This is a genomic window from Profundibacter amoris (assembly GCF_003544895.1).
GTDB classification, from domain to species: Bacteria; Pseudomonadota; Alphaproteobacteria; order Rhodobacterales; family Rhodobacteraceae; genus Profundibacter; species Profundibacter amoris.
The window spans coordinates 3,393,822-3,415,347 of sequence record NZ_CP032125.1 but is presented as its reverse complement, the minus strand read 5'-3'; the positions used below and the strand labels follow the sequence as shown (position 1 = coordinate 3,415,347).

The 21,526-nt window shown below is 55.3% G+C and carries 17 protein-coding genes; 6 read left to right on the top strand and 11 right to left on the bottom strand.

Annotated elements, in window-relative coordinates; translation table 11 throughout:
* Positions 1–2: 2 nt before the first annotated feature.
* Positions 3–1,562, top strand: coding sequence for a phosphate ABC transporter substrate-binding/OmpA family protein (locus BAR1_RS17090; RefSeq protein WP_118944146.1), 1,560 nt, complete (start codon positions 3–5; stop codon positions 1,560–1,562).
* 1 nt (position 1,563) lies between these two features.
* On the opposite strand, the gene radC is transcribed toward BAR1_RS17090, so the two are convergent.
* From radC to dnaK, 3 genes are all read right to left on the bottom strand, one after another.
* The gene (radC, locus tag BAR1_RS17085) at positions 1,564–2,322 is read right to left on the bottom strand and encodes a RadC family protein (RefSeq protein ID WP_118944145.1); all 759 of its coding nucleotides are present in this window, start codon (positions 2,320–2,322) and stop codon (positions 1,564–1,566) included.
* A 63-nt stretch (positions 2,323–2,385) separates the two neighbouring features.
* Entirely contained in the window at positions 2,386–3,528 is a 1,143-nt protein-coding gene (dnaJ, locus tag BAR1_RS17080) for a molecular chaperone DnaJ (protein ID WP_118944144.1), read from the bottom strand.
* Between the two features lie 73 nt (positions 3,529–3,601).
* Complete coding sequence (gene dnaK, locus BAR1_RS17075; RefSeq protein ID WP_118944143.1) at positions 3,602–5,521, bottom strand: molecular chaperone DnaK; 1,920 nt, start codon at positions 5,519–5,521, stop codon at positions 3,602–3,604.
* A 419-nt stretch (positions 5,522–5,940) separates the two neighbouring features.
* Here dnaK and BAR1_RS17070 point away from each other — a divergent pair, with 419 nt between their 5' ends.
* Positions 5,941–6,570, top strand: coding sequence for a CAP domain-containing protein (locus tag BAR1_RS17070; RefSeq protein WP_162891829.1), 630 nt, complete (start codon positions 5,941–5,943; stop codon positions 6,568–6,570).
* 9 nt (positions 6,571–6,579) lie between these two features.
* Here BAR1_RS17070 and BAR1_RS17065 read toward each other — a convergent pair whose 3' ends face one another.
* The 5 genes from BAR1_RS17065 to BAR1_RS17045 all read right to left on the bottom strand — a co-directional run bounded on the left by BAR1_RS17065 (position 6,580) and on the right by BAR1_RS17045 (position 12,697).
* Positions 6,580–7,977: a nidogen-like domain-containing protein gene (locus BAR1_RS17065; RefSeq protein WP_118944141.1), complete on the bottom strand. Its 1,398-nt coding sequence runs from the start codon at positions 7,975–7,977 to the stop codon at positions 6,580–6,582.
* A 240-nt stretch (positions 7,978–8,217) separates the two neighbouring features.
* Entirely contained in the window at positions 8,218–9,705 is a 1,488-nt protein-coding gene (locus tag BAR1_RS18370; RefSeq protein WP_323368579.1) for a calcium-binding protein, read from the bottom strand.
* 140 nt (positions 9,706–9,845) lie between these two features.
* Positions 9,846–10,760 carry a glycosyltransferase gene (locus tag BAR1_RS17055; protein WP_162891828.1) on the bottom strand — a complete coding sequence of 305 codons (915 nt, stop codon included), beginning with the start codon at positions 10,758–10,760 and terminating at the stop codon, positions 9,846–9,848.
* Positions 10,760–11,437: an ABC transporter ATP-binding protein gene (locus tag BAR1_RS17050; protein WP_118944139.1), complete on the bottom strand. Its 678-nt coding sequence runs from the start codon at positions 11,435–11,437 to the stop codon at positions 10,760–10,762. The genes BAR1_RS17055 and BAR1_RS17050 overlap by 1 nt, the downstream gene beginning before the upstream one ends.
* Before the next feature lie 15 nt (positions 11,438–11,452).
* Positions 11,453–12,697 carry a sugar transporter gene (locus BAR1_RS17045; protein ID WP_228408610.1) on the bottom strand — a complete coding sequence of 415 codons (1,245 nt, stop codon included), beginning with the start codon at positions 12,695–12,697 and terminating at the stop codon, positions 11,453–11,455.
* Between the two features lie 89 nt (positions 12,698–12,786).
* Here BAR1_RS17045 and BAR1_RS17040 point away from each other — a divergent pair, with 89 nt between their 5' ends.
* From BAR1_RS17040 to BAR1_RS17030, 3 genes are all read left to right on the top strand, one after another.
* A complete protein-coding gene (locus tag BAR1_RS17040; RefSeq protein WP_118944138.1) occupies positions 12,787–13,557 on the top strand; it encodes an ABC transporter permease in 771 nt (256 codons plus the stop codon).
* A 69-nt stretch (positions 13,558–13,626) separates the two neighbouring features.
* Positions 13,627–15,846 (top strand): glycoside hydrolase family 99-like domain-containing protein, encoded by a 2,220-nt coding sequence (locus tag BAR1_RS17035; protein WP_228408608.1) that lies wholly within the window; start codon positions 13,627–13,629, stop codon positions 15,844–15,846.
* Entirely contained in the window at positions 15,839–16,843 is a 1,005-nt protein-coding gene (locus tag BAR1_RS17030; protein ID WP_118944137.1) for a helix-turn-helix domain-containing protein, read from the top strand. The genes BAR1_RS17035 and BAR1_RS17030 overlap by 8 nt, the downstream gene beginning before the upstream one ends.
* Positions 16,844–16,855: 12 nt before the next feature.
* Here the strand turns inward: BAR1_RS17030 and BAR1_RS17025 are convergent, their stop codons facing one another.
* The 3 genes from BAR1_RS17025 to BAR1_RS17015 all read right to left on the bottom strand — a co-directional run bounded on the left by BAR1_RS17025 (position 16,856) and on the right by BAR1_RS17015 (position 18,569).
* Entirely contained in the window at positions 16,856–17,518 is a 663-nt protein-coding gene (locus tag BAR1_RS17025) for a sugar transferase (RefSeq protein ID WP_118944136.1), read from the bottom strand.
* Positions 17,519–17,589: 71 nt separating this feature from the next.
* Positions 17,590–18,198: a cob(I)yrinic acid a,c-diamide adenosyltransferase gene (gene cobO / locus BAR1_RS17020; protein WP_118944135.1), complete on the bottom strand. Its 609-nt coding sequence runs from the start codon at positions 18,196–18,198 to the stop codon at positions 17,590–17,592.
* A 68-nt stretch (positions 18,199–18,266) separates the two neighbouring features.
* Positions 18,267–18,569 carry a hypothetical protein gene (locus tag BAR1_RS17015; protein WP_118944134.1) on the bottom strand — a complete coding sequence of 101 codons (303 nt, stop codon included), beginning with the start codon at positions 18,567–18,569 and terminating at the stop codon, positions 18,267–18,269.
* Positions 18,570–18,882: 313 nt separating this feature from the next.
* Between BAR1_RS17015 and BAR1_RS17010 the strand changes: the two genes are divergently transcribed.
* Positions 18,883–21,519 carry a serine/threonine protein kinase gene (locus tag BAR1_RS17010; RefSeq protein WP_162891827.1) on the top strand — a complete coding sequence of 879 codons (2,637 nt, stop codon included), beginning with the start codon at positions 18,883–18,885 and terminating at the stop codon, positions 21,517–21,519.
* The last annotated feature ends 7 nt before the right edge of the window (positions 21,520–21,526 follow it).

The following is a 21,526-nucleotide window of genomic DNA, read 5'->3' as shown; positions in this document are numbered from 1 at the left end:
TAATGGGATTTTTGCGTGTGGCGTTTTTCGCCACAGTTTTCGCAATCGGGCTGGGTTTGCCCGCCGTGTCGCAGGATGTGACATTGACCTCGCGGGACGGGAAAATCTCGATCAGCGGTAAATTGTTAACCTATGATGGCGAGTATTTCCGGATAGATTCAGAATTTGGCGCCCTGACACTGGATGGTAGCGGCGTGACCTGCGCGGGTGTTGGCTGCCCCGATTTGAAGGGCTTTGTGGCCGAGTTCACCATTGTCGGGTCAAAGACGATGGGTGACGTCCTGCTGCCTGCCCTGATCGAAAGCTTTGCCGTCCAAAGCAGCATGACATTGCAACGTATCGTTACGGATGACGCGCATTTCACCTATGTTCTATCCCTATCCGACACGGGCAGCGCGGTGGCACGGATCGGGTTTCGCCTGACTAACACGGACGTTGGTTTTGCAGATATGCTGGCGGGTCAGGCAGATATGGTTCTGGCCACCCGCGAAGTGACACAAACCGAAGCAAAGGCCGCGAAAGCCGCGGAACTGGGCGACATGACCCAACCGGCCCGCAGCCGGATTGTGGGGCTGGACGGGGTGGTGCCGGTGGTGGCGCCGGACAACCCCGTCAGGGCTGTATCACTGGATGATCTGGCGCGGCTGTTTGCGGGACAAATTACCAACTGGCAGGAAATCGGCGGGCCGGATGCGCCGGTCTATCTGCACATGATGGCGGCGGATTCGGGTCTGGCGCAACAGTTTATGCGTAAGGTGATGGGGCGCAGTGATTTGCAACTGTCCGGAAACGTGGTGCGGCACGGGGCAGCGGCGGAACTGGTTGATGCGGTTGCGCGGGATCCTTTTGCCATCGGCATTTCGCGGTTTTCCGAACTGGGCAATGCCCGCAAGGTTGCGTTGCGCGGAGCCTGCGGGATGGATTTTTCCGCCACGCGACAATCCCTGAAAACCGAGGATTACCCGCTGACGATGCCTTTGTTTCTGTATACTCCTGCCCGTCGTCTGCCCAAAACCGCCCGCGAGTTTCTGGCGTTTCTGCGATCCCCTGCCGCACAGCGGGTGGTGCAGCGCGTCGGTTTTGTCGATCAGCAGGTTGGCGAAACCGGTATTGAACGGCAGGGGCAGCGGCTGGCCAATGCGATTGCCCTCGCGGGCGAGGAAACGCCGCTGGATGAATTGCAACGCATGGTCACAGTGCTGCGGCCTGCAAAACGGTTGACTGTGACGTTCCGGTTTGAAACCGGTTCAACCCGTCTGGATGCGCAATCTCGGGGCAATGTAATATTGCTGGCGCGGCTGCTGGAGGCGGGGTATTTCGGCGGACGCGAATTGATGTTTGTCGGGTTCAGCGATGGCGAAGGCGACGCGGCCGTAAACCGCAAAATCGCCAAACGCCGCGCGGCAGCGGTGCGCACGGCCGTGACCAATGTCGCGACAACGCTAAAGCCGTCGGAATTGCCCCTAAGCGTTGAGGGATTTGGCGAGGCCCTGCCGATGGCCTGTGATGACAGCGACTGGGGCCGCGACATTAACCGGCGGGTCGAGGTCTGGGTGAAGTAGGTTACAAATACCCTTCGGCCCGAAACGACAATTCGCGGGATTTGCCGATGATCAGGTGATCATGCAGCGTCAGGTTCAGCGCAAGGGCAGCGTCCTGTATCTGGTTGGTCATCAGGATATCGGATTCCGACGGTGTCGGGTCACCGGACGGATGGTTATGCACCAGTATCAGCGCTGAGGCATTCAGCTCCAGCGCCCGTTTTACCACCTCGCGCGGGTAAACCGGCACATGGTCGATGGTGCCCTTGGCCTGTTCCTCGTCTGCAATCAGCACGTTTTTGCGGTCTAGGTACAGCACGCGGAATTGCTCGGTCTCGCGGTGGGCCATTGTGGTGCGGCAGTAGTCCAGCAGGGCATCCCAACCGGACAGCACATGCCGCTGCATCACCCGGGCGCGGGCAAGGCGGTGGGCGGCGGCCTCGACTATTTTCAGCTCCAGCACCACGGCATCGCCCACACCTTTGGTTTCGATCAGCCGTTCGCGGGGGGCAGAAATCACGCGGTTGAAATCGCCGAAACGATCCAGCAGACGCCATGCAAGCGGTTTGACGTCTTGCCTTGGGATGGCGCGGAACAGCACCAGTTCCAGCAGTTCGTAATCGGGCAATGCCGCAGCACCACCGGTCAGAAACCGTTCGCGCAGACGTTTGCGGTGATCGCGGATATAGGATGGCTGCGGGCCGGATATGGGGACGCGCACCTCGTCCGCCCCGTCAAACAGGGGTAGAGGCATTTCGGAAAAACGGTTCTGCTGTGCCATGTGGACACGCTGGACCGATATGGTGAAAATTTGGTTAACAGGTGCGGAGGACCCGCCCCTGTATTAGCTTTTCATGCTTTCCCAGAAGGTTTTCACCTTGGAGAAGAAACTGGAGCCTTCGGGGTTATTGTCGGCACTTGTATCTTCAAATTCGCGCATGATTTCTTTTTGCCGTGACGTCAGGTTGACCGGGGTTTCAACGGCCAGTTCGATATACATGTCCCCAGTGGCACTGCCGCGCAGGGCGGGCATACCTTTGGAGCGCAGGCGCATCTGGCGGCCCGATTGCGAACCGGCAGGCACTTTGACGCGGCTGCGGCCGCCGTCGATTGTCGGAACCTCGATGTCGCCCCCAAGGGCTGCGGTGCCGATGCTGACGGGCACGCGGCAGAACAGGTTCACGCCGTCGCGCTGGAACAGGTTGTGTTCCTTGACGTCGATAAAGATATAGAGGTCACCGGATGGCCCGCCACGCAGACCCGCTTCGCCCTCGCCAGCCAGCCGGATACGGGTGCCGGTTTCAACACCTGCCGGAATGTTGACGGAAAGCGAGCGTTCCTTTTCGACGCGGCCCGCGCCGCTACAGGATTTGCAAGGGTTGTTGACCATTTGGCCCGCGCCCTGACAGGTGGGGCATGTGCGTTCAACAGTAAAGAACCCCTGCTGTGCCCGCACCTTGCCCATGCCGGAACATGTAGGGCAGGTGACAGGCTCGGCTCCGCTTTCGGCGCCGGTGCCGGCACATTCGGAACAGGGCACCGAGGTTGGCACCGAGATCGTTTTCTGAATGCCGGCAAAGGCTTCTTCCAAGGTGACACGCAGATTATAGCGCAGGTCGGAACCACGTGTGGCGCGCGGACGCCCGCTGCCACCACGACCACCGCCCATGAAATCGCCGAACAGATCGTCAAACACATCCGAGAAGGCCGAGGCAAAATCGCCCTGTCCCGGGTGCCCACCACGTCCGCCGCCCATGCCACCCTCGAAGGCGCCATGACCGTAGCGGTCATAAGCGGCCCGTTTGTCGGGGTCTTTCAATACCTCGTGGGCCTCGTTCACTTCTTTGAACTGGGCCTCGGCATCGGGGTTGTCAGAGTTTCGGTCAGGGTGAAATTCTTTGGCCTTCTTGCGATAAGCCTTTTTGATTTCTTCAGCAGTTGCAGTTCTGCTGATGCCCAATACAACATAATAATCGCGCTTTGACATTTATGTTATCCCTTGGGAACGCCAAGGCCGACCCGACATTATATCAGGCCGGCCCATGGCGTTGGTTACCGCCTTATGCGCGTTTGTCGTCGTCCAGATCTTCAAAGTCGGCATCGACGATATCGTCGTCAACACCGGAAACTTCGTCTTCCGGATTTGCTTCGGTTTCCTCGCCGGACGAGGTTTGCTCGGCTTTGTAGATGGCCTCGCCCAGTTTCATCGCAGCTTCGGTTACATTCTGGATACCCGATTTGATCTTCTCGGCATCTTCGGTTTCCAGTTGGTCCTTAAGCGCAACGATGGCCAGTTCGATTGCTTCGATGGTGGTCGGGTCCACCTTGTCGGAGTGCTCTTCCATCGCTTTTTCGGTCGAGTGGATCAGGCTTTCGGCCTGATTTTTTGCCTCGATCAGTTCTTTGCGCTCTTTGTCGGCCTCGGCGTTTTCTTCGGCCTCTTTGACCATTGCCTCGACTTCTTCGTCGGACAGGCCGCCAGATGCCTGAATGGTGATCTTTTGCTCTTTGCCGGTGCCTTTGTCCTTGGCGGCAACTTCAACAATACCGTTGGCATCGATGTCGAATGTGACCTCGATCTGCGGCAGACCACGCGGGGCTGGCGGAATGTCTTCCAGATTGAACTGACCCAGAAGTTTGTTATCGGCGGCCATTTCGCGTTCGCCCTGGAATACACGCAGGGTTACGGCGTTCTGGTTATCCTCGGCAGTCGAGAACACTTGCGACTTCTTGGTCGGGATCGTGGTGTTGCGGTCGATCAGACGGGTGAACACGCCACCCAGCGTTTCGATGCCCAGCGACAGCGGGGTCACGTCCAGCAGAACAACGTCTTTGACGTCGCCTTGCAGAACGCCGGCCTGAATGGCGGCACCCATGGCAACCACTTCGTCCGGGTTCACACCCTTGTGTGGTTCCTTGCCAAAGAATTTGGTGACTTCCTCCACCACTTTGGGCATCCGTGTCATACCACCAACCAGAACGATCTCGTCGATGTCACTGGTTGAAAGGCCCGCATCTTTCAGCGCTTCCTTACAAGGCTTCAGCGACGCCTTGATCAGATCACCAACCAGGCTTTCCAGTTTCGCACGGGTCAGCTTCATCACCATGTGCAGCGGCTGGCCACCGTTCGGGTCCATGCTGATGAACGGCTGGTTGATTTCGGTCTGTGTGGCCGAGGACAGTTCGATCTTGGCTTTTTCAGCGGCTTCTTTCAGGCGCTGCAGGGCCATTTTGTCCTTGGACAGGTCTACACCGGTTTCCTTTTTGAATTCTTCCGACAGGTATTTCACAATACGCATGTCAAAGTCTTCACCACCTAGGAAGGTGTCGCCGTTGGTCGATTTAACCTCGAACAAACCGTCGTCGATTTCTAGAATAGTCACATCGAAAGTACCGCCGCCAAGGTCATAAACCGCGATGGTCTGGCTTTCTTTCTTGTCCAGACCATAGGCCAGCGCTGCGGCCGTCGGTTCGTTGATGATGCGCAGCACTTCCAGACCGGCGATTTTACCGGCGTCTTTGGTGGCCTGACGCTGGGCGTCGTTGAAATAGGCAGGCACTGTGATAACGGCCTGTTTCACCTCTTCTCCCAAATAGCTTTCGGCGGTTTCCTTCATCTTGCCCAGAATGAACGCGGAAATCTGGCTGGGGCTGTACTTTTCGCCGTTCGCCTCGATCCATGCGTCGCCATTGCCGCCATCGACAATTTTGTAGGGCACATGTTTTTTATCCTTGACCACTTCAGGGTCATCAATCCGGCGACCGATCAGTCGCTTGACTGCAAAGATTGTATTTTCGGGGTTGGTAACGGCCTGACGCTTTGCAGGCTGCCCAACCAGACGTTCGTTGTCTGTAAAGGCAACGACAGATGGCGTTGTTCGCGCGCCTTCTGCATTTTCAATGACCCGCGGTTGCGAGCCGTCCATGATGGCGACACAAGAGTTTGTTGTCCCCAGATCGATCCCAATGACTTTTGCCATGTTTTCTGTTCCTTCTCTTAGGCGATGTTGTGGCCCGTGACCCTAGATATAGGCATCAGCGCGCCGATCCCAATTTCCATCAGGGCCAAGCCCCGACAGTGCTTCACGGGGTATATAAGGAGGGTGTAACACCCCTGCAAGACGTTGGGCGGGTTATAAAGTGCGATTACACACAAAAAGTTGATTCAATTCGGCTGGTTGGTTGATTTTCAGATTGAATCGCAAAACATCAAGCCTTTTGTGCTGACCAGCTAAGATGATGTTGCGTCTTGCAAGCGGGTGGCTGATTTCCGCTCGGCGAAATATTGCGATGATTGGGGACCCGAGAAAAGAAATCACATTTTTGACCAGCTTTGTGCCACCAAGTCGCCATGATCTTGTTGTCCAAAGACGCAAACACAAAACCGGAGTACAAGTGCGTGAGTAAGAAACTGATAACAATCATTGCGTTTTTGTCTGCCACCTTTCTTTTTACATTTGACGCACAAGCCTGTTCCCGCAGGACAGTTCTGGGATCAGATAAATTGATCATGCCCGAGCAGCGCATCAATGAATCCCTTTTGGATGCGGCGGTCCGGGTCGAAGTGAACTATTTCCGTTGCCGTGCAGGTTTGCGTCCGGTGCGTTCGGATTCGGGTTTGCGCAAGCTGGCCAAGGGCCATAGCAAATGGATGGCGCGGGCCAGGAATATGTCACATACCTCTACTGTTTCCGGCCGTCGGACTTTAGGAGACCGTTTAAAGCGTTCTGGAATCCGGTGGAAGGCTGCTGCCGAAAATATCGGAATGGTTCATCGTTTCCAATTGGAAGCCCAACGGTTTTATGGGGATAATTCAAGTTGCCAGTTTACCAATTCAACCGGACGTAAAATTCAACCGCATAGCTATAAGTCACTTGCGCGCTATATTGTTAAACTGTGGATGGGTTCGCCCGGGCACAGGCATAATATAATGGACCGACGCATGACCAAAGTTGGTACAGCAATCGCGCTTGACCGCAAAGCACAGTATTGCGGGACATATTACATCACGCAGAATTTCGCCCAATAGGTCGGGGTCCTATGCAATAAGATTGTAATCGCTACCGTTGATCCGGATGATTATTTCGGATTGCGCATCGCCATCAACCAGCGCCCAGATGATTTGCCCTGTGGGTTTGTAAATTATGAATGCCTCGGAGACGCCGGCGGCACCTGCCCCCGCAGTGTCGGCATAGTTGACCTGAAAATCACTGGCTGATGCAGCCGCGCCACCCCAGACCAACACGTCCCCTTCGGCGGCGCTATAATCCTGAATCCAGTCAGACCCGTGGTCGGCAATGCCGCGATGATAAAACCGGTCTGCCCCCGCCCCTCCGTTCAGACGATCATAGCCAAACCCGCCGTTGATAAAATCATCGCCGTCGCCGCCAAATATTAGGTCGGACAAGGCGGCACCGTTGATCACATCATTGCCGCCCTGCCCGATCAGTTCATCCGAGCCAAAACCGCCATTGATCGTATCATTGCCATTGCCGCCATAAACCAGATCATTGCCGTATCCGGCGTCAATCGTGTCATTGCCATCACCGGCATAGATGACATCGCGCAAATCGTTTTCGGTTTCGCCACCAAAGATGAAATCATCCCCCGCGCCACCATTCAGGGTATCCGCCCCGTCACCGCCATACAGCCAGTCATTGCCATCATTGCCGCGCAGAATGTCGTTGCTATCCAGCCCGCGCAGCAGATCATCATTCCCCGCGCCTTCCAATACATCACCATTCGGGGTTCCGGTCAGCACCATGCCTGTCACCGGCTGATAGGTTCCGGTTCCGCCATTGCGGATTTCATATACCCACATTCCGGTCACACCTGTATTGCCAAGTGTCGTATCCAGTGTGGCCGGGTCTGTTTCTATTTCCAGCGTCTCGGGCAATCGCAATGCTGTAATGATTGCCCGTGCTCCTGCATCATCAAGGCTGGAACCAGTTGTCCATTCAATGTTCTCGTAGCGGATAACAATATCGAAATCCCCGTTGCCACGGTCAATTAGCTGTAGCTGATACAAATTGGTTAGGTCCGCATCCCGACGATAGCTGCCTACGTCTTCCCATGTGATGGTTACGGTGCCCGTGATCGGGTCAAGATCGACCCATACCTGTCCGCTCTCGGTGCCTTCACCATCAATCCTTGTGTCAACATCGGACCAGTAAAGAGCAATAACATTGTCATACAGGGCAGTGTTTCCATCGGTGGGGTATTGGTCCAGATCAGTTCCGAAACTGACTGTTCCGTTGGTGTTGACATAAAACTGCGCTCCCGAGAAATGCGTGCCGAAATAGTTAAACCCGGACGAGAACACATTTGAAACATCGACCTGTAATGTCCCGTCATCGCTGCGCGGCAGGCTGATTTCGCCATAGCCTTTCGGCCCGCCCAACCCCGTTACAACCGTTCCATTACCGCTTACTGGCATACCACTTCCCCCGTTTACCCACTCACGATCATAAAATTATCAGATTGCCAAAATCTGAATCCGGTTCTCCAATCAAGGAAAGGTTTTATTCAAATGTGCAGGTATTCCTTGCTAGAGCATGTCGCACCAAATTGAATTTCCCGACCCGACCCGACCCGACCCGACCGAACGCATATGCTTATGCAAACGCTGCCTCGGTCGGGCTGGCAAATGCTCGAATCTTATTAGGTGCGACACCTGCTAGAAAACAAAGCTGTCGGCGGTCAGGTCTGCAGCGGTCAATGTGCTGCCGTCATCTGTCATGATATCCAAAGAAAGATCACCAAACTGAATAGTCGCCCCCCCAGCATGCGAGGTAATGGTCAGGTCGGACGGATCATAAACCATGCCCCACCGGCTGAGATCAATCCGGTCCAGACCCAGTTCAAAATCACGTATCTGGTCCTGATCCGGGCTGCTATCAATGATAAATACATCCGCCCCGGCCCCGCCATAAAGTTGATCCAGCCCGCTGCCGCCGAACAGGATATCGTCGCCGCCATTGCCATACAGGGTGTCATTCCCTGCCTCGCCGTAGATCAGGTCATCCAGTGCGGTGCCGGACAGCGTGTTATTGCTGCTGTCACCATTGATCGGCGTGGCCAAGGTGTCGGTGGGAATTGTAAACTGCATGATCCCCGACATCCGGCTGCCTGCAGCAAAAACCTGCACTTCGCCATTGAAAACCGCGGTTTGAATCGCGGTGATGTTTTCCAGCGTCCAGCCGTTCTGATTTTCGATGCTGTCATGTTCCAGCAACTTGCCGTCGGGCATTATTTCCAGCAGGGTCAGGCCGTCGTCACTGCCACCGGCAACAATAAATCCACGCCCGTTTACCGTAAAACTGTCGATTGCATCCACATTGTCAAACCGGGTGCCCAATGTATCGGTGATATGGTCGGTGACATACAAAACCCCCATCGGATTGATGCGCACCACAGAAATCGAGCTGGATAGGGTCGAAGCCACAATGATATAGCTGGTTCCGTTTGCCTCGGTTGCTGTCATGCTGTCCAGACCGGACAGCCACAGCCCTTCTTTTGCGCCAATGGCATCCACCAGATGCGCATTCCCGCTGGCGTCAATTGTAAAGGTGCTTATTCCCCCCTCCGCGGTAGAGCCGGCAACAAGATAAGTGGTGCCATCAACAGTGACATTGATCAGGTCGGCTATGTCTCCGACGGTGACTTTGATATGGTCGGTAACCGTATCACGATGCACAAATGTGCCACCCTGCACCTCGTAAATATTCAATCCTTCCGGCCCGCCCGCGCCACCGCCTGTCACAACAAAGGTTGTTGCACCAACCGAAAGGCTGGTAATTTGCGGGGTCAGCACCGGGGTGCCACCGCCATAGCTGGCAGGCGCCGGATTAAACAGGCTGCCGCCTGCATCAAAGCTGTAGCGTTCCAGATGGCTGCTGCCCAGTTCGGCCACCAGCAGGTCTGTGCCGATCATGGTAAAATCCGACAGGCGGAAACTGTTGCCGCCATCATCCACCAGCCAGTCGCCGATATGGCTGGCCACGGCCCCCGCGCTCAGATCAAACCCGATGATCCCGCCATAGGACCCCGATCCGCCATACAGCCTGTATCCAACCCCGTCCGGCACCAGTTGAAAACTGGTGATCCCGTTCAGATAGGCCCAGGCATCGCTTTGAAAGACAGCTTTGTAGTTAAATCCGGTCACACTTTACCCCCGCTTTGGATCAATAATCAGGATGTGGGGGAATACAGGAAAAGACGGGGCGTAAATGTGGCCGCCTTTGGGCCTAATCAGCCAGTTTTTCTAGAGTTGTCTGGAAACGATAAAGGGGTTTTTAACACATGTTAAAACCGGTGTGTCACCAGGGATATCCGCAACAATACCTGCTCGGGGAATGATTGCCGGTATACCCGAACGGGTTGCCGGATACGGGCAGTCCCGTTCAGTGCTTGCAAAAATAGGGCCAGTTGATCTCGGGCTTCAGCGGTCAGGCGATCAGAAGAACATTCCAGCGCATGGGCCTGCGCCATTAGCCATCCACGATAGGTGCCATCAAACAGTGCCTTTAGACGCTGTAACCGTTTGGATATCCCCTTACCGGCTCCAAGGTAATTGCCCTTGTGCTGGCGATAATAAAGGGCGGGACGGGGGTCGAAAAATACCTTGCCCCCGGCGCCCGTCACAAGTTGGTAAAGCCACCAGTCATGATACGGCGGGGTGTGGGTGGACAATTCACCCGCTGCGGATTGGGCCAAAGCCAGCGCAGCCGGATTAAGCATAATGGTATTGGCGGGGGCGATGTTTTGCACCAGTGCATTGGCAAATCCGAGGCCGCGGCGCGGGGATCTTGTAATGCCCTGGGGGTTTAAACTGTCGTCGGTGATGATCCGGCGGGCGGTATAAAGCGCGGGGCGGTTAGCGGGGATTTTCGACAGCGCCTCAACAGAACGGGCCAGTTTGTCGGGCATCCAGACATCATCCTGATCGGCAAAGGCAACATACCCTTGCGGGGCGAGGGCCTGTAGCGCCAGCATATTCTGCGCCACGCCTTTTTGCGGGCCGGTGATTGTGGTGACGGGAAACGGGGCGCTGTTGATAAATCGGGCCAGAATATCTGGCGTATCATCGGTCGAGCCATCATCGGAAATGATCAACTGCGTTGGTCGACGGGACTGGATTGTGATGCTGCGCAATTGTTGCTCCAGATAGGCTGCACCATTGCAGGTGGCCATCAGAACGGTGATCGGATCGCTATCCATCAGCGCATCCACGGTGGAAGCTGGCCTTGCATCAGGTAATTGTGATGCTCGATCGCGCGTTCAATGCGGGCATAGAAAAAGGTGCGCCCGTTTTCCAGCACCAGCCCCGATCGGCAAATACGTCGCAACAGGTCCATCGAATGGGACACCACAATCGCCCCGCTCTGCTCCAGCCGTTTGTGCAGCATCGCTTCGCTTTTGGTGCGGAACGCGGCGTCGCCAACGGATGTTACCTCGTCAATCAGGTAGGTATCAAACGGCACAGCCATCGAAACCGCAAAAGCCAGCCGCGCCCGCATACCCGAAGAATAGCTGCGAAACGGCAGGTGGAAATGATCGCCCAATTCGGCAAAACCCTGAACAAACGCTTCCATGCCGCGGGTATCAACACCGTAAAGGCGGGCAACAAAACGGGCGTTTTCGGCGCCGCTTAGATCGGGGTGAAAGCTGCCTTGAAACCCGACTGGCCAGGAAATACGCCCATCCGAAATTATTTCACCGGCGTCCGGATCGATCACCCCCGCAATCATTTGCAACAGGCTGGATTTACCGGCCCCGTTGCGCCCCAACAGTCCCACAGCCTCGCGGTCGGGAAAGGTAAAACTGATGTCATTGGCGACCACCTTGTGCACCCCTTGGGCAACAAAGGTTTTTGAAAGGTTTTGCAGTGCAATCATCGGCCCGACCCCAACCTATCGCCGGTCGCGCAGGTTATAAAGGACCAGCACCAATACGGCCCAGCCCAACCCCAGCAAAACAGCCATCACCACCAGTATCTGCGCCCGTTTCGGATACAGCGGTTTTTCCGCCAGTGTGGGGGTGACATATGCCGCCAGATACCGGCTTTGGCGCTGGGCATCGGCACGGGCGGCCTCGAGCGTTGCCAATGCCGCGACATAGGATTTCTGGGCAAATTCCAGATCGACATTCAGCCGCTCGAATTCACCAACAAGGGCGGAATAGTCCCGCCGGCCATCCCCGCCGCCGAATTTGGCGCGCTCGCTATCGATCCGCTCGCGGATCACCTGCACCCGCAGTTCCGCCTGTTGAATCCGCACATCCACCGTTTCGGCACTGCGCCCGTCGGGACGGGCCAGATTGCGCGACGTGCTGCGCAGCATATCCAGCGCTATCAGTTCATCCGCCAGCTTTTGCTGAAGCTGCCCCAGAACCCCCATTTCACCCTGTAAATCGGCCAGCGGATCAACGATATGGGTCTGGCTGCGAAATGCCTTCAGGGCCGACCGTGCGTTTTCCAGCCGCTCCTTGGCCAGGTCAAATTCCTCGCGTGCATAACGCGTGGTGTCATCCTGTGCGATCGACGACAAACGGTTGATCATCCCGCTGCTTTCCTCCAGCACCGCCGCTGCAATATCGCGCGCTTCTTTTGGGGCAAAGGCATGGGCCTGAAGCGTGATCAGCCGCGTTCCCGGATCATAGGAAACCTGCATCATGCGCCACCAGTATTTCGTCAGATCCTCGATCGTGCCATCCGGATCAAACCTGAATACAATGTCGTTTTCCGGTCGCGACCAGATTTTGCGCAGGTTCAGGCGCTGATCAACCTTTGCCACCAGTGCCTGTGACAGCAGAAATTCATACAGAATATCCGTATCCGAAGAACTGGTCGAAGACAGGGCCGACAGACCGGGAATTCCCCCCAGTAGGTCCAGCCCCGACCCCGCCTTTTCGGTGCGCACGGCAAATCCGACAGTGGAGGTATATTGATCAGCGGCGCGGGTATACAGGTACCACGCAGCCATGATCAGCGGTGCAATGACCAACAGGATGAAACTGGCATGTATCCAGCGGTGACGGCGTTGAACGCGGGCCTGGGGCACTGGCGGGGGCAACCGGTGTGCCGGTGCCATCCGGTTTTGCTCGGGCGCAGGAACGGCCTGAGCGGGCGCAACCGGAAGCCTGACAGGACTGTTCATAAAAGGAATCCCTTTTGCGGTAATTGCTTCTTCATTTCTTTGGCCTAAGCCCAAAACCTGAAGAAACAGCTAACCAGCGGGGGTATGTTTTGCACCGGATTGCATCTTTTCGCGCCACAGGCGCCCTGATCCTGCGTGAAATGGCAACCACCTTCGGGCGCACACCGGGGGGGTATTTCTGGGCCGTGCTTGAACCCGTGGCGGCGGTGGCTTTGCTGACCTTTGTCTTTACCTTCGTTTTTGACCAGCCGCCTTTGGGTAAAAGCTTCGCGCTGTTTTATGCCAGCGGTTACCTGCCGTTCATGCTCTATAGTGATCTGGCGCAGAAAATCGGCGTGGCCCTGCGGTTTTCGCGGCCCCTACTGGCCTATCCGGCAGTGACATGGTGGGACGCGCTGCTGGCACGGTTCATCCTGAATACGCTGACACATCTGCTGGTGTTTGCGCTGGTGATCGGCGGGATACTGGCGATGTCGGGCCAACCCGTTTCGCTGTCGTTCCTGCCCCTGTTCGCCGGCCTGGTTCTGGCGGCGTTTCTGGGGTTTGGCATCGGGGCGATGAATGCGTTTTTGTTTGAAATGTTCCCGCTTTGGGAGCGGCTCTGGTCCATCCTGAACCGCCCTCTGTTTATCCTGTCCGGCGTGTTGTTTCTGCCCGAGGCAGTGCCCGCCCCGTTCAGCGACTGGCTGTGGTTCAATCCGCTGGTGCATGTGATCGGGTTGGTGCGGGCGGGTATATATTCGACATATCCGGCCGGATTTTCCGAACCACTGTATCCGGTGCTTGTCACCCTGCTGGCGATGGTGCCAGCGTTGATATTTCTGGGCCGACATGCGCGACGATTGATCAGCGAGGGGTGATTTTAGCCGTTGCTTAACTGTCGGGGTCTAGGGTGTCGGGGAATCGGATTGAATGTCGAAGGAGGGGGCATGTCAGGTGCAAAGGTGATGCTGCGGCGTCTGCAAAAAGCTGTGCGTACGCTGGTGCTGCGGCCGTCGGAATGGGCCTATCTGTGGCAGGCCAAAACCAGCGGGATGTTTGACGCAACCTTCTATCGTGGGGCCAATCCGGCACTGCATCCGTTTTACCGGTTGTTTCCCCTGCACCATTTTATTTTGTTGGGCGAGGGTGCGGGAATGCAGCCAAACCCCGAGTTTTCGCCCGAGTCCTATCTGCGTCTGAACCCGGATGTCGCCGAAAGCGGAATGCGCCCTTTTCGACATTTCCTGAGTCGCGGCCGCAAAGAGGGGCGGCTAACTCGTACCGCGGCGGTTGACCGTTTTCCCGATTGTCCGGAACAGGTATTGCGGTTTGACCCGCATCGCAAACGGGCACCTGTGGCGGTGGTTGTGCATGTCTATTATCCCGACCTGTGGGCCGAGTTTTATGCGCGGTTGAAGGCCTTGGAAATTGACTATGACCTGTATATTACGGTGACATGGCGGGGAGCAGAAACGGATGGTTTGGCCGCCGAGATCAGCGCGGATTTTCCCAAGTCGACCATTGTGCCGGTGGCCAACAAGGGACGTGATATTCTACCGTTTGTCACCTTGCTGAACGCAGGGGCATTTGATGGCTACAGGGCAGTTTGCAAAATCCATACCAAAAAATCCCCACATCGTAATGACGGGGCCAAATGGCGCCAGCATCTGATTGACGGGATATTGCCACCTGAAGGGCTGGCGGCAAAACTGGACGGGTTTTTGACCGACGCGGATGCGGGTTTCTGGGTGGCGGACGGGCAGCATTTCAAGGGCGCGCAATGGTGGGGGTCGAACAGGGAAAAAACCGTCATGTTACTGCGGCGACTGGAACTGGACGGGGCGGCGGATGATCTGTCGTTTCCGGCGGGGTCTATGTATTGGGTCAAGCCGCTGATGCTGGGCATGATCCGCGCGTTGCGGCTGGATTCCACAGTGTTCGAGGCGGAAACAGGTCAGGTAGACGGCACTCTTGCCCATGCCTTTGAACGTGCGATTGGCGGGTTGGCGCTGGCGGCAGGTATGGCGGTGCGTCAAAGCAGTGAAATCGGTCGCAAGGCTGTGGCGCGTCAACTTGCCAAACCGAATTACACCAGCGCATTTTACCTGCCGCAGTTCCATCCGATTGCGGAAAACGATGCGTGGTGGGGTGCGGGGTATACCGAATGGCGGGCGGCCCTCGGGGCACAGTCGATGTATCCCGGGCATTTACAACCGATGCTGCCGGCGGATCTGGGCTATTACGATCTGCGTGCGCCCGAAGTTATGGGGCAGCAGGCCGAATTGGCGGTGCAAGCGGGGATCGATGCGTTTTGCGTCTATCACTACTGGTTTGATGGCAAACGGGTGCTGGAAACACCGCTGGACAACCTGCTGAAACGCCCTGATGTGGCGTTCCCGTTCTATCTGTGCTGGGCAAACGAAAGCTGGCGGCGGAACTGGGACGGATTGTCGGGCGAGGTGCTGCTTGATCAAAGTTACTGCGAGGGGTTCGAGGATGGGCTGGTAAAATCCACCCTGCCCTATATGCGCGATGATCGCTATCAACGGCCCGACGGTACGCGGCCCCGCTTTGTGATTTACCGGCCCGAGGATATGCCCGATCCGGTGCGAAATATTGAGCGGATGCGCAAGGCATGGAGGCAGGCCGGCATTGGCGAGGTCGAACTGGGGGCGGTCTCCTTCCACGTAAAAGGCAAAAGCGAGGTGGCCCAAGACCTATTTGATTTCTGGGTCGAGATGCCTCCGCATGGGTTGGTTAAAGGCGAAGATTTCCTGTATGGCGGGCCGCTTGGCAATCAGATGGGTGGATCTACACCGGCAGACGGGTTTGGCGGTCTGATTTACGATTACAACGCTGTGGCACGACGGTCGGTCAAACCGGCGTATCGGCGGCAATTGCCCAACAACACCATCGCAGGGATCATGCCCGGTTGGGACAACACAGCAAGGCGCGGACCAAAGGCACATATTGCGCATGGGGCCAATCCGGCCAGTTTCCGTCAATGGTTGCGGTCGGTGCAGGAACACCGGTTGAACGACTCCTATCGCGGCGAACTGTTCATTAATGCATGGAATGAATGGGCCGAGAAGGCGGTGCTGGAACCAAGCGAGACTTTTGGCAGGTTGTATCTGGATGTATTGAAGGAAACTTTGCGCGATGGCTAGACTGGTTTTACATATCGGAACCCATAAAACAGCGACGACAACCATTCAGGACACCTTTTACGCCAACCGTGATTTGCTGGCGCAACACGGGGTGGTCTATCCGGCGCTGGGCAAACACAGCGGACACCACGGATTGCTGACTGACTGGATTGCGCTGCCGCTGGCCTATGATCTACCAAATGGCGGGATCGGAACCTTGCAGGCGCTGGCAGCTGAATATGTGGACAGCGATGTCACCCTGCTGTTGTCGAGCGAGGAATTTTCCCGCGGCGGCGGTGCGGGTGGTCAGGTGGATATGGCGGCGCTGGCCGGAATTTTTGACGGGTTTGAAAGTGTCAGCCTGATTTGTTTTTTACGGGAACAATGGCAGTTTTTGCAATCGGTTTATCTGGAAGTCGCCCGCAGCCGGATTCCGCCCCGCCCTCCTGTTTTGATTGAACAGGCGTTTCAAACGGGAATGGTGGACGGGCTATGGTGCGACTATCTGGCCTTGTATGACCATTTGAAAAGCGGGTTTCACCCCAAGGATATCCATTTTGTTGATTTCAACACTGCCCGCTCCGCGACCGATGGGGTGCTGGGGGTGATGCTGTCATTTCTGGGTCTTCCATTCGGGGTTGAGGGTTTGACTATGGTCAACAACGGGGTTTCGAATATCTCGCCCCGCGCATTACCGACCTGGGCCGGTTTGGTGATTGCAGGCGGACACCCGGCCGAAGAGGATCTGTTTTCAGCCGTTCAAGAAGCCTTTGATCTGGAGTTCGGATCAGCGGTGGAAAGCTGTCTGTTCACCCGTAACGAAATCGAGGCTCTGGCAGAACTTTTTCAGATAGTGAATTCCACGCTTGTCGAACGCCACGTGCAGTTTCAACCCGGCTTTGGAATGTCCAGTATCAACCGGCCAGACACGATGTTGTATCGTGAAGATATCACAACCCCGTTTTGGGTACGTGCTGCACGCCGGATCTATTTGTCCGGCAAGGAAGGGTCAAGATAAGTTGCGTAAGTTTTAGCAACCGGTTCCACGCAGCACTGTACCGATGGTGCGCCAAAGGATTTTCAGGTCCAGCCACAGGTTATGCCCTGTGGCATAGGCCACGTCCAGTTGCACCCGCTGTGAATACCGTAACCGGTTTCGCCCCGATACCTGCCACAGTCCGGTTAGACCGGGACGGCATTTCATATAGCTGGGCGCATGGCTGCGGTATTTCTGAACCAGTTCTGTCATTGTAATCGGGCGCGGACCAACCAGGCTCATCTGGCCGCAGAGGATATTCCAAAGCTGGGGCAATTCGTCCAGACTGGATTTGCGCAGGAACGCGCCCAGAGAAAACACGCGCGGGTCATGACGCAGTTTTTGCGTTTCGCGCCATTCGCGGGCTGCATAAGGATTTTTCTGCAAGTGCTCTTGCAATCTGGCGTCGGCCTGCGACACCATTGTGCGAAACTTCCAAATGCGAAAAGACCGACCACCCTGTCCGACGCGCTGTTGGGAATAAAATACCGGCCTGCCCTTTGCCATCAGCAATCCTGCTATGACAAGCATCAATGAGCCCCAAACAGGGAGCGTTAGCAGGATCAGAACGACATCCATCACCCGCTTTGCCCCGATGGGGGACGGGCGGGTCACCACAGGCAAATCAACAGAGGTCCGAACAGTCGCAACCGGCATATGTATCCCTTTCTTTTTTGTGCCATCCTTGGCGCAAAAAAGTTAAGGAGCCGTTTTCGAAAATAGCCGGTTTAGTATTCAACCCCGATTTGCGCCTTGATGCCCGAGCGGAAGGGATGCTTGATCAATTCCATCTCCGTCACCAGATCGGCAATCTCGATCAAAGGGTCCTTGGCATTGCGACCGGTCAGAACCACATGGGTCATTTCGGGTTTTTCATTGCGCAGGAAATCGACAACCTCCTGAATATCAAGGTAATCATAGCGCAGCGCGATGTTGATTTCGTCCAGAAGCACCATTTTGTTGGCCGGATCGCGGATCAGCTCTTTGGCCTTTTCCCAAGCGGCCTGCGCCATTTCGGTGTCGCGGGATTTGTCCTGCGTTTCCCAGGTGAACCCTTCGCCCATCGTGTGGAATTCGCAAATGTCGTTAAACTTGTCGATAATCAGATCGCGTTCGCCGGTGGACATGCCGCCCTTGATGAACTGCACCACGGCACATTGCATATCATGCGCGATGCAGCGGAATATCATCCCGAAGGCGGCCGAGGATTTTCCCTTGCCCTTGCCGGTATGCACAATGACCAGACCCTTTTGATCGGTCTTGGTCGCCATGATCTTGTCGCGCGCGGCCTTCTTCTTGGCCATTTTCATTGCGTGGCGGTCGGTGTCTTGGGTCATCTGGCACACTCCTGTTTCCTGACCCCCAAAGTGCGGTTTTGCGGGACCGGATGCAAGAGCGGTTTCGACTATTTGCAATCCAGTTTCGCCACCATCAGCGCCGGATCGCCCTTCATCGAGTTCGGGATCACCTTGCAGCCGCTGGCAATCTCGATTGCTTTGGCGGCTTTGGGAAAGGTATCGCCGATTTTTGGCAGGCGTTCGAAATTGGTGCGGATGGCTTCGGCATAGCCATCACGGATACGGATTTTGAATGTGCTGCCGTCTACCGTGACTTTCTGGGCCTCGACTCGCGCAAAGCGCGGATGGGGGCTGTCACAGCCGGTTAATAGAATCACTGCCGGAATAATTAACCAATAGAAACGTTTCATCGGGACCCTCGCTGTTTTGCAGCCAGATTCATCCCTAATGGTTAACGTTGGGTAAATAATTGATGCCTGGTCTGAGAGAATCACGGGATTTTACCCACATGATCAAATAAACAAGGCATTTAGCACAGTTGAACGGTATGAACGTCAGAATTAATCAGGTTGAAAAACCCTTTAAAAATCAACCTATAGGCTAGTTCTCTGAAAAATAGACTTAATCGCATCATATTTCTGACAAATTCTTAAGACAGTTGATGGTCTTGGCAATGGATTGTTGCCGGATCAAATTCAATGAGCAACCCGGGTGGGGCAACAAATGGTTTCTACGGTTAAACAGATTGACCAGATTATCGAGCAAGGTGGTGAAGACGACTTTGTTGATGAGCTGAAGCCTGGAACAGAGCTTCTTCATGGCCAGTATGTCATCGAGGAATTCCTGAACAGTGGTGGTTTTGGTATCACCTATCTGGCAAAGGATTCTCTGGATCGCCGGGTTGTGATCAAGGAATGTTTTCCCAACACCTTGTGTCGTCGCAGCTATGCACGGGTTGGTGCGCGGTCACGTGCACATCAGGCCGAATTCAAGTCGGTCATCGATCTGTTCGTGCAAGAAGCCAAAAGTCTGGCAAAGCTGGACCACCCGAATATCGTCGGTGTGCATCAGGTGTTCGAGGACAACGACACCGCCTATATGGCGCTGGATTATATCGAGGGTTTCGATCTTCTGGAGACACTGGAAGATGGTGGTGAAAGATTGCCCCCGGCCGAGATCAACAAGATCCTGAGAAAGATCCTTGGCGCGGTTGATTATCTGCACGGGCAAAACATTCTGCATCGTGATATTTCACCGGACAATATCCTGATCGACAAAAAAACAAGCGAACCGCTGTTGATTGACTTTGGCGCCGCCCGTGAAGAGGTGTCCAAAGCCAGCCGCGTGTTGTCAGCATTGCGCGTGGTCAAAGACGGCTATTCCCCGCAGGAATTCTATGTAAACGGCAGCAAACAGGGGCCATCCAGCGACCTGTATGCGCTGGCGGCAAGTTTTTATCACCTGATCACCGGCGATATGCCGACGGATTCACAAACGCGCCTTGCTGCCTTGGCGTCCGATGAGGACGATCCATATGTTCCATTGACAGGTCGCATCGAGGGCTATGACGAGGCCTTCCTGGCTGCGATAGACAAAGCGTTGAAAGTGCTGCCAAAGGACCGCATCCAGACTGCCAAGGAATGGATGGAAATGATTAGCGGCGGTGTTAGCGAGCTTCCTACAGCAAGCAAATCGGCGGCTGTCAGTGCGAAAACCAAAGAGGATGAGCCAACCAAATCCGGCTCGAAGAAGCTGTTGATGACGACAGCAATCATATTGGTTACGGCAGGCGGCGGATATGCTGTTTGGAAGGGTATGGCTCCCGCACCCGCTGAAATAGTTTCCAGTGCCACAGAAGAATCGGTTGCCGCCCCAACAAGCGGTAACGAAGTGGAGCCAGCAGTTGATGCACCCGTTATTGCGTCTGTTGCAGACTCCGAAGAACTGATCGCAATAGACACCCCCGAGGCTGTGGTCGCAATTGCGGATACGCCCGAGGTTACCACTGACGTTGTCGTGGATAGTCCAATTGCTGAAACCCCCAAGGTTACATCGGATGTTGTGGTGAATACGGTCATTGTTGACACCCCCGAGGTCGTCGAAGACGTTGCAGTAGATATTCCGGTTCTGGACACCCCCGAGGATGTCGCTGACATTATTGATAATGCGCCCGTTGTGGACGTTCCCGAGGTTTCTGCCGTTGAGGTAGTGGATGCGCCCGTTGTGGACACCCCCGAGGTTGCCGAAGACGCTGCAGCAGATACTCCTGCTTTGGATATCCCCGAAGTTGTTACCGAAATTGTTGCGGATACTGCGCAAACCCCCGAAATCACCCCTGAAGTTGCGATTGAGACACCTGTTGTTGTCGCTGACGCTGCAATGGATACGCCCGTTGCGGATGCCCCCGACATTGTTGCTGATATTGTGCAGGATGCCCCTGTTTCAGATACCCCCGAGGTTATCGCCGATGTTGTGGCGGATACCCCTGTAGAGGAACCATTAGACGTTGCGATTGAAGTTGCAGCGGATACTCCGGTTATCGATATTCCCCAGGTTGTTGCCGAAGAAGTGGCCGATGCACCTGAAGTTATCGCGGATACAACAATTGCTGACAGCACCGAAGCTGTTGTTGCTGTTGTCGAGGATACCCCGGTTGCGGACACGCCCGAGGCTGTTTCGGATGTTGTCGCTGCTTTAGAGACCTCAACCGATGTTGAACCCATTGCTGAAATTACACCGGTATCAATCGAGACAGAAGTTGCTGTAGATCAACCTGCCGAACCGGTTAATATTGAAACCGTGGGAACCTTGGGTTTCTTGCCGGTCAAATCTGCTTATTTGCCTTTCTCGGAAAGTGCGGATCAACCCGGTATTGTTGCCCGAATTGGTGAAGATGCGCCAACATGGGTTCAGGTTGGTCAGCAGATCACAGCGGTAAATGGCGTGCCAATTGACTCATTTGCACAGATCAACCCGACCTTGCGTAGCATGGAAAATCTGGGCGATCTGGACTCGGTTCAGGCTGAATTCACCATTAACGGGACAGAAGATCCGCAATCGGCAAATCTTGCTGTTGTTTCGGGCCTTGTGCTTCCGGCTGGTCTGGAGCTGCAAATGCGGGAAATTCCTGATGGAACTGTTCGCCCGATAGCAATCACTTCACAGCAAGCCGAAAACAGCATCATGGCTGGCGATGTTATCCTGACATATCTGGATACAGGCGAAAAAATCGGTGTTGATATTTCTCTGGATGAACTTCTGTTGAGAGAAATCAACAAGGGCGACACTAAACTGAATTTCATTATTGATCGTGGCGGGAAAAAATGGATCGCGCCTATTCAACTGACTGACAACAACTAAGCCGTTT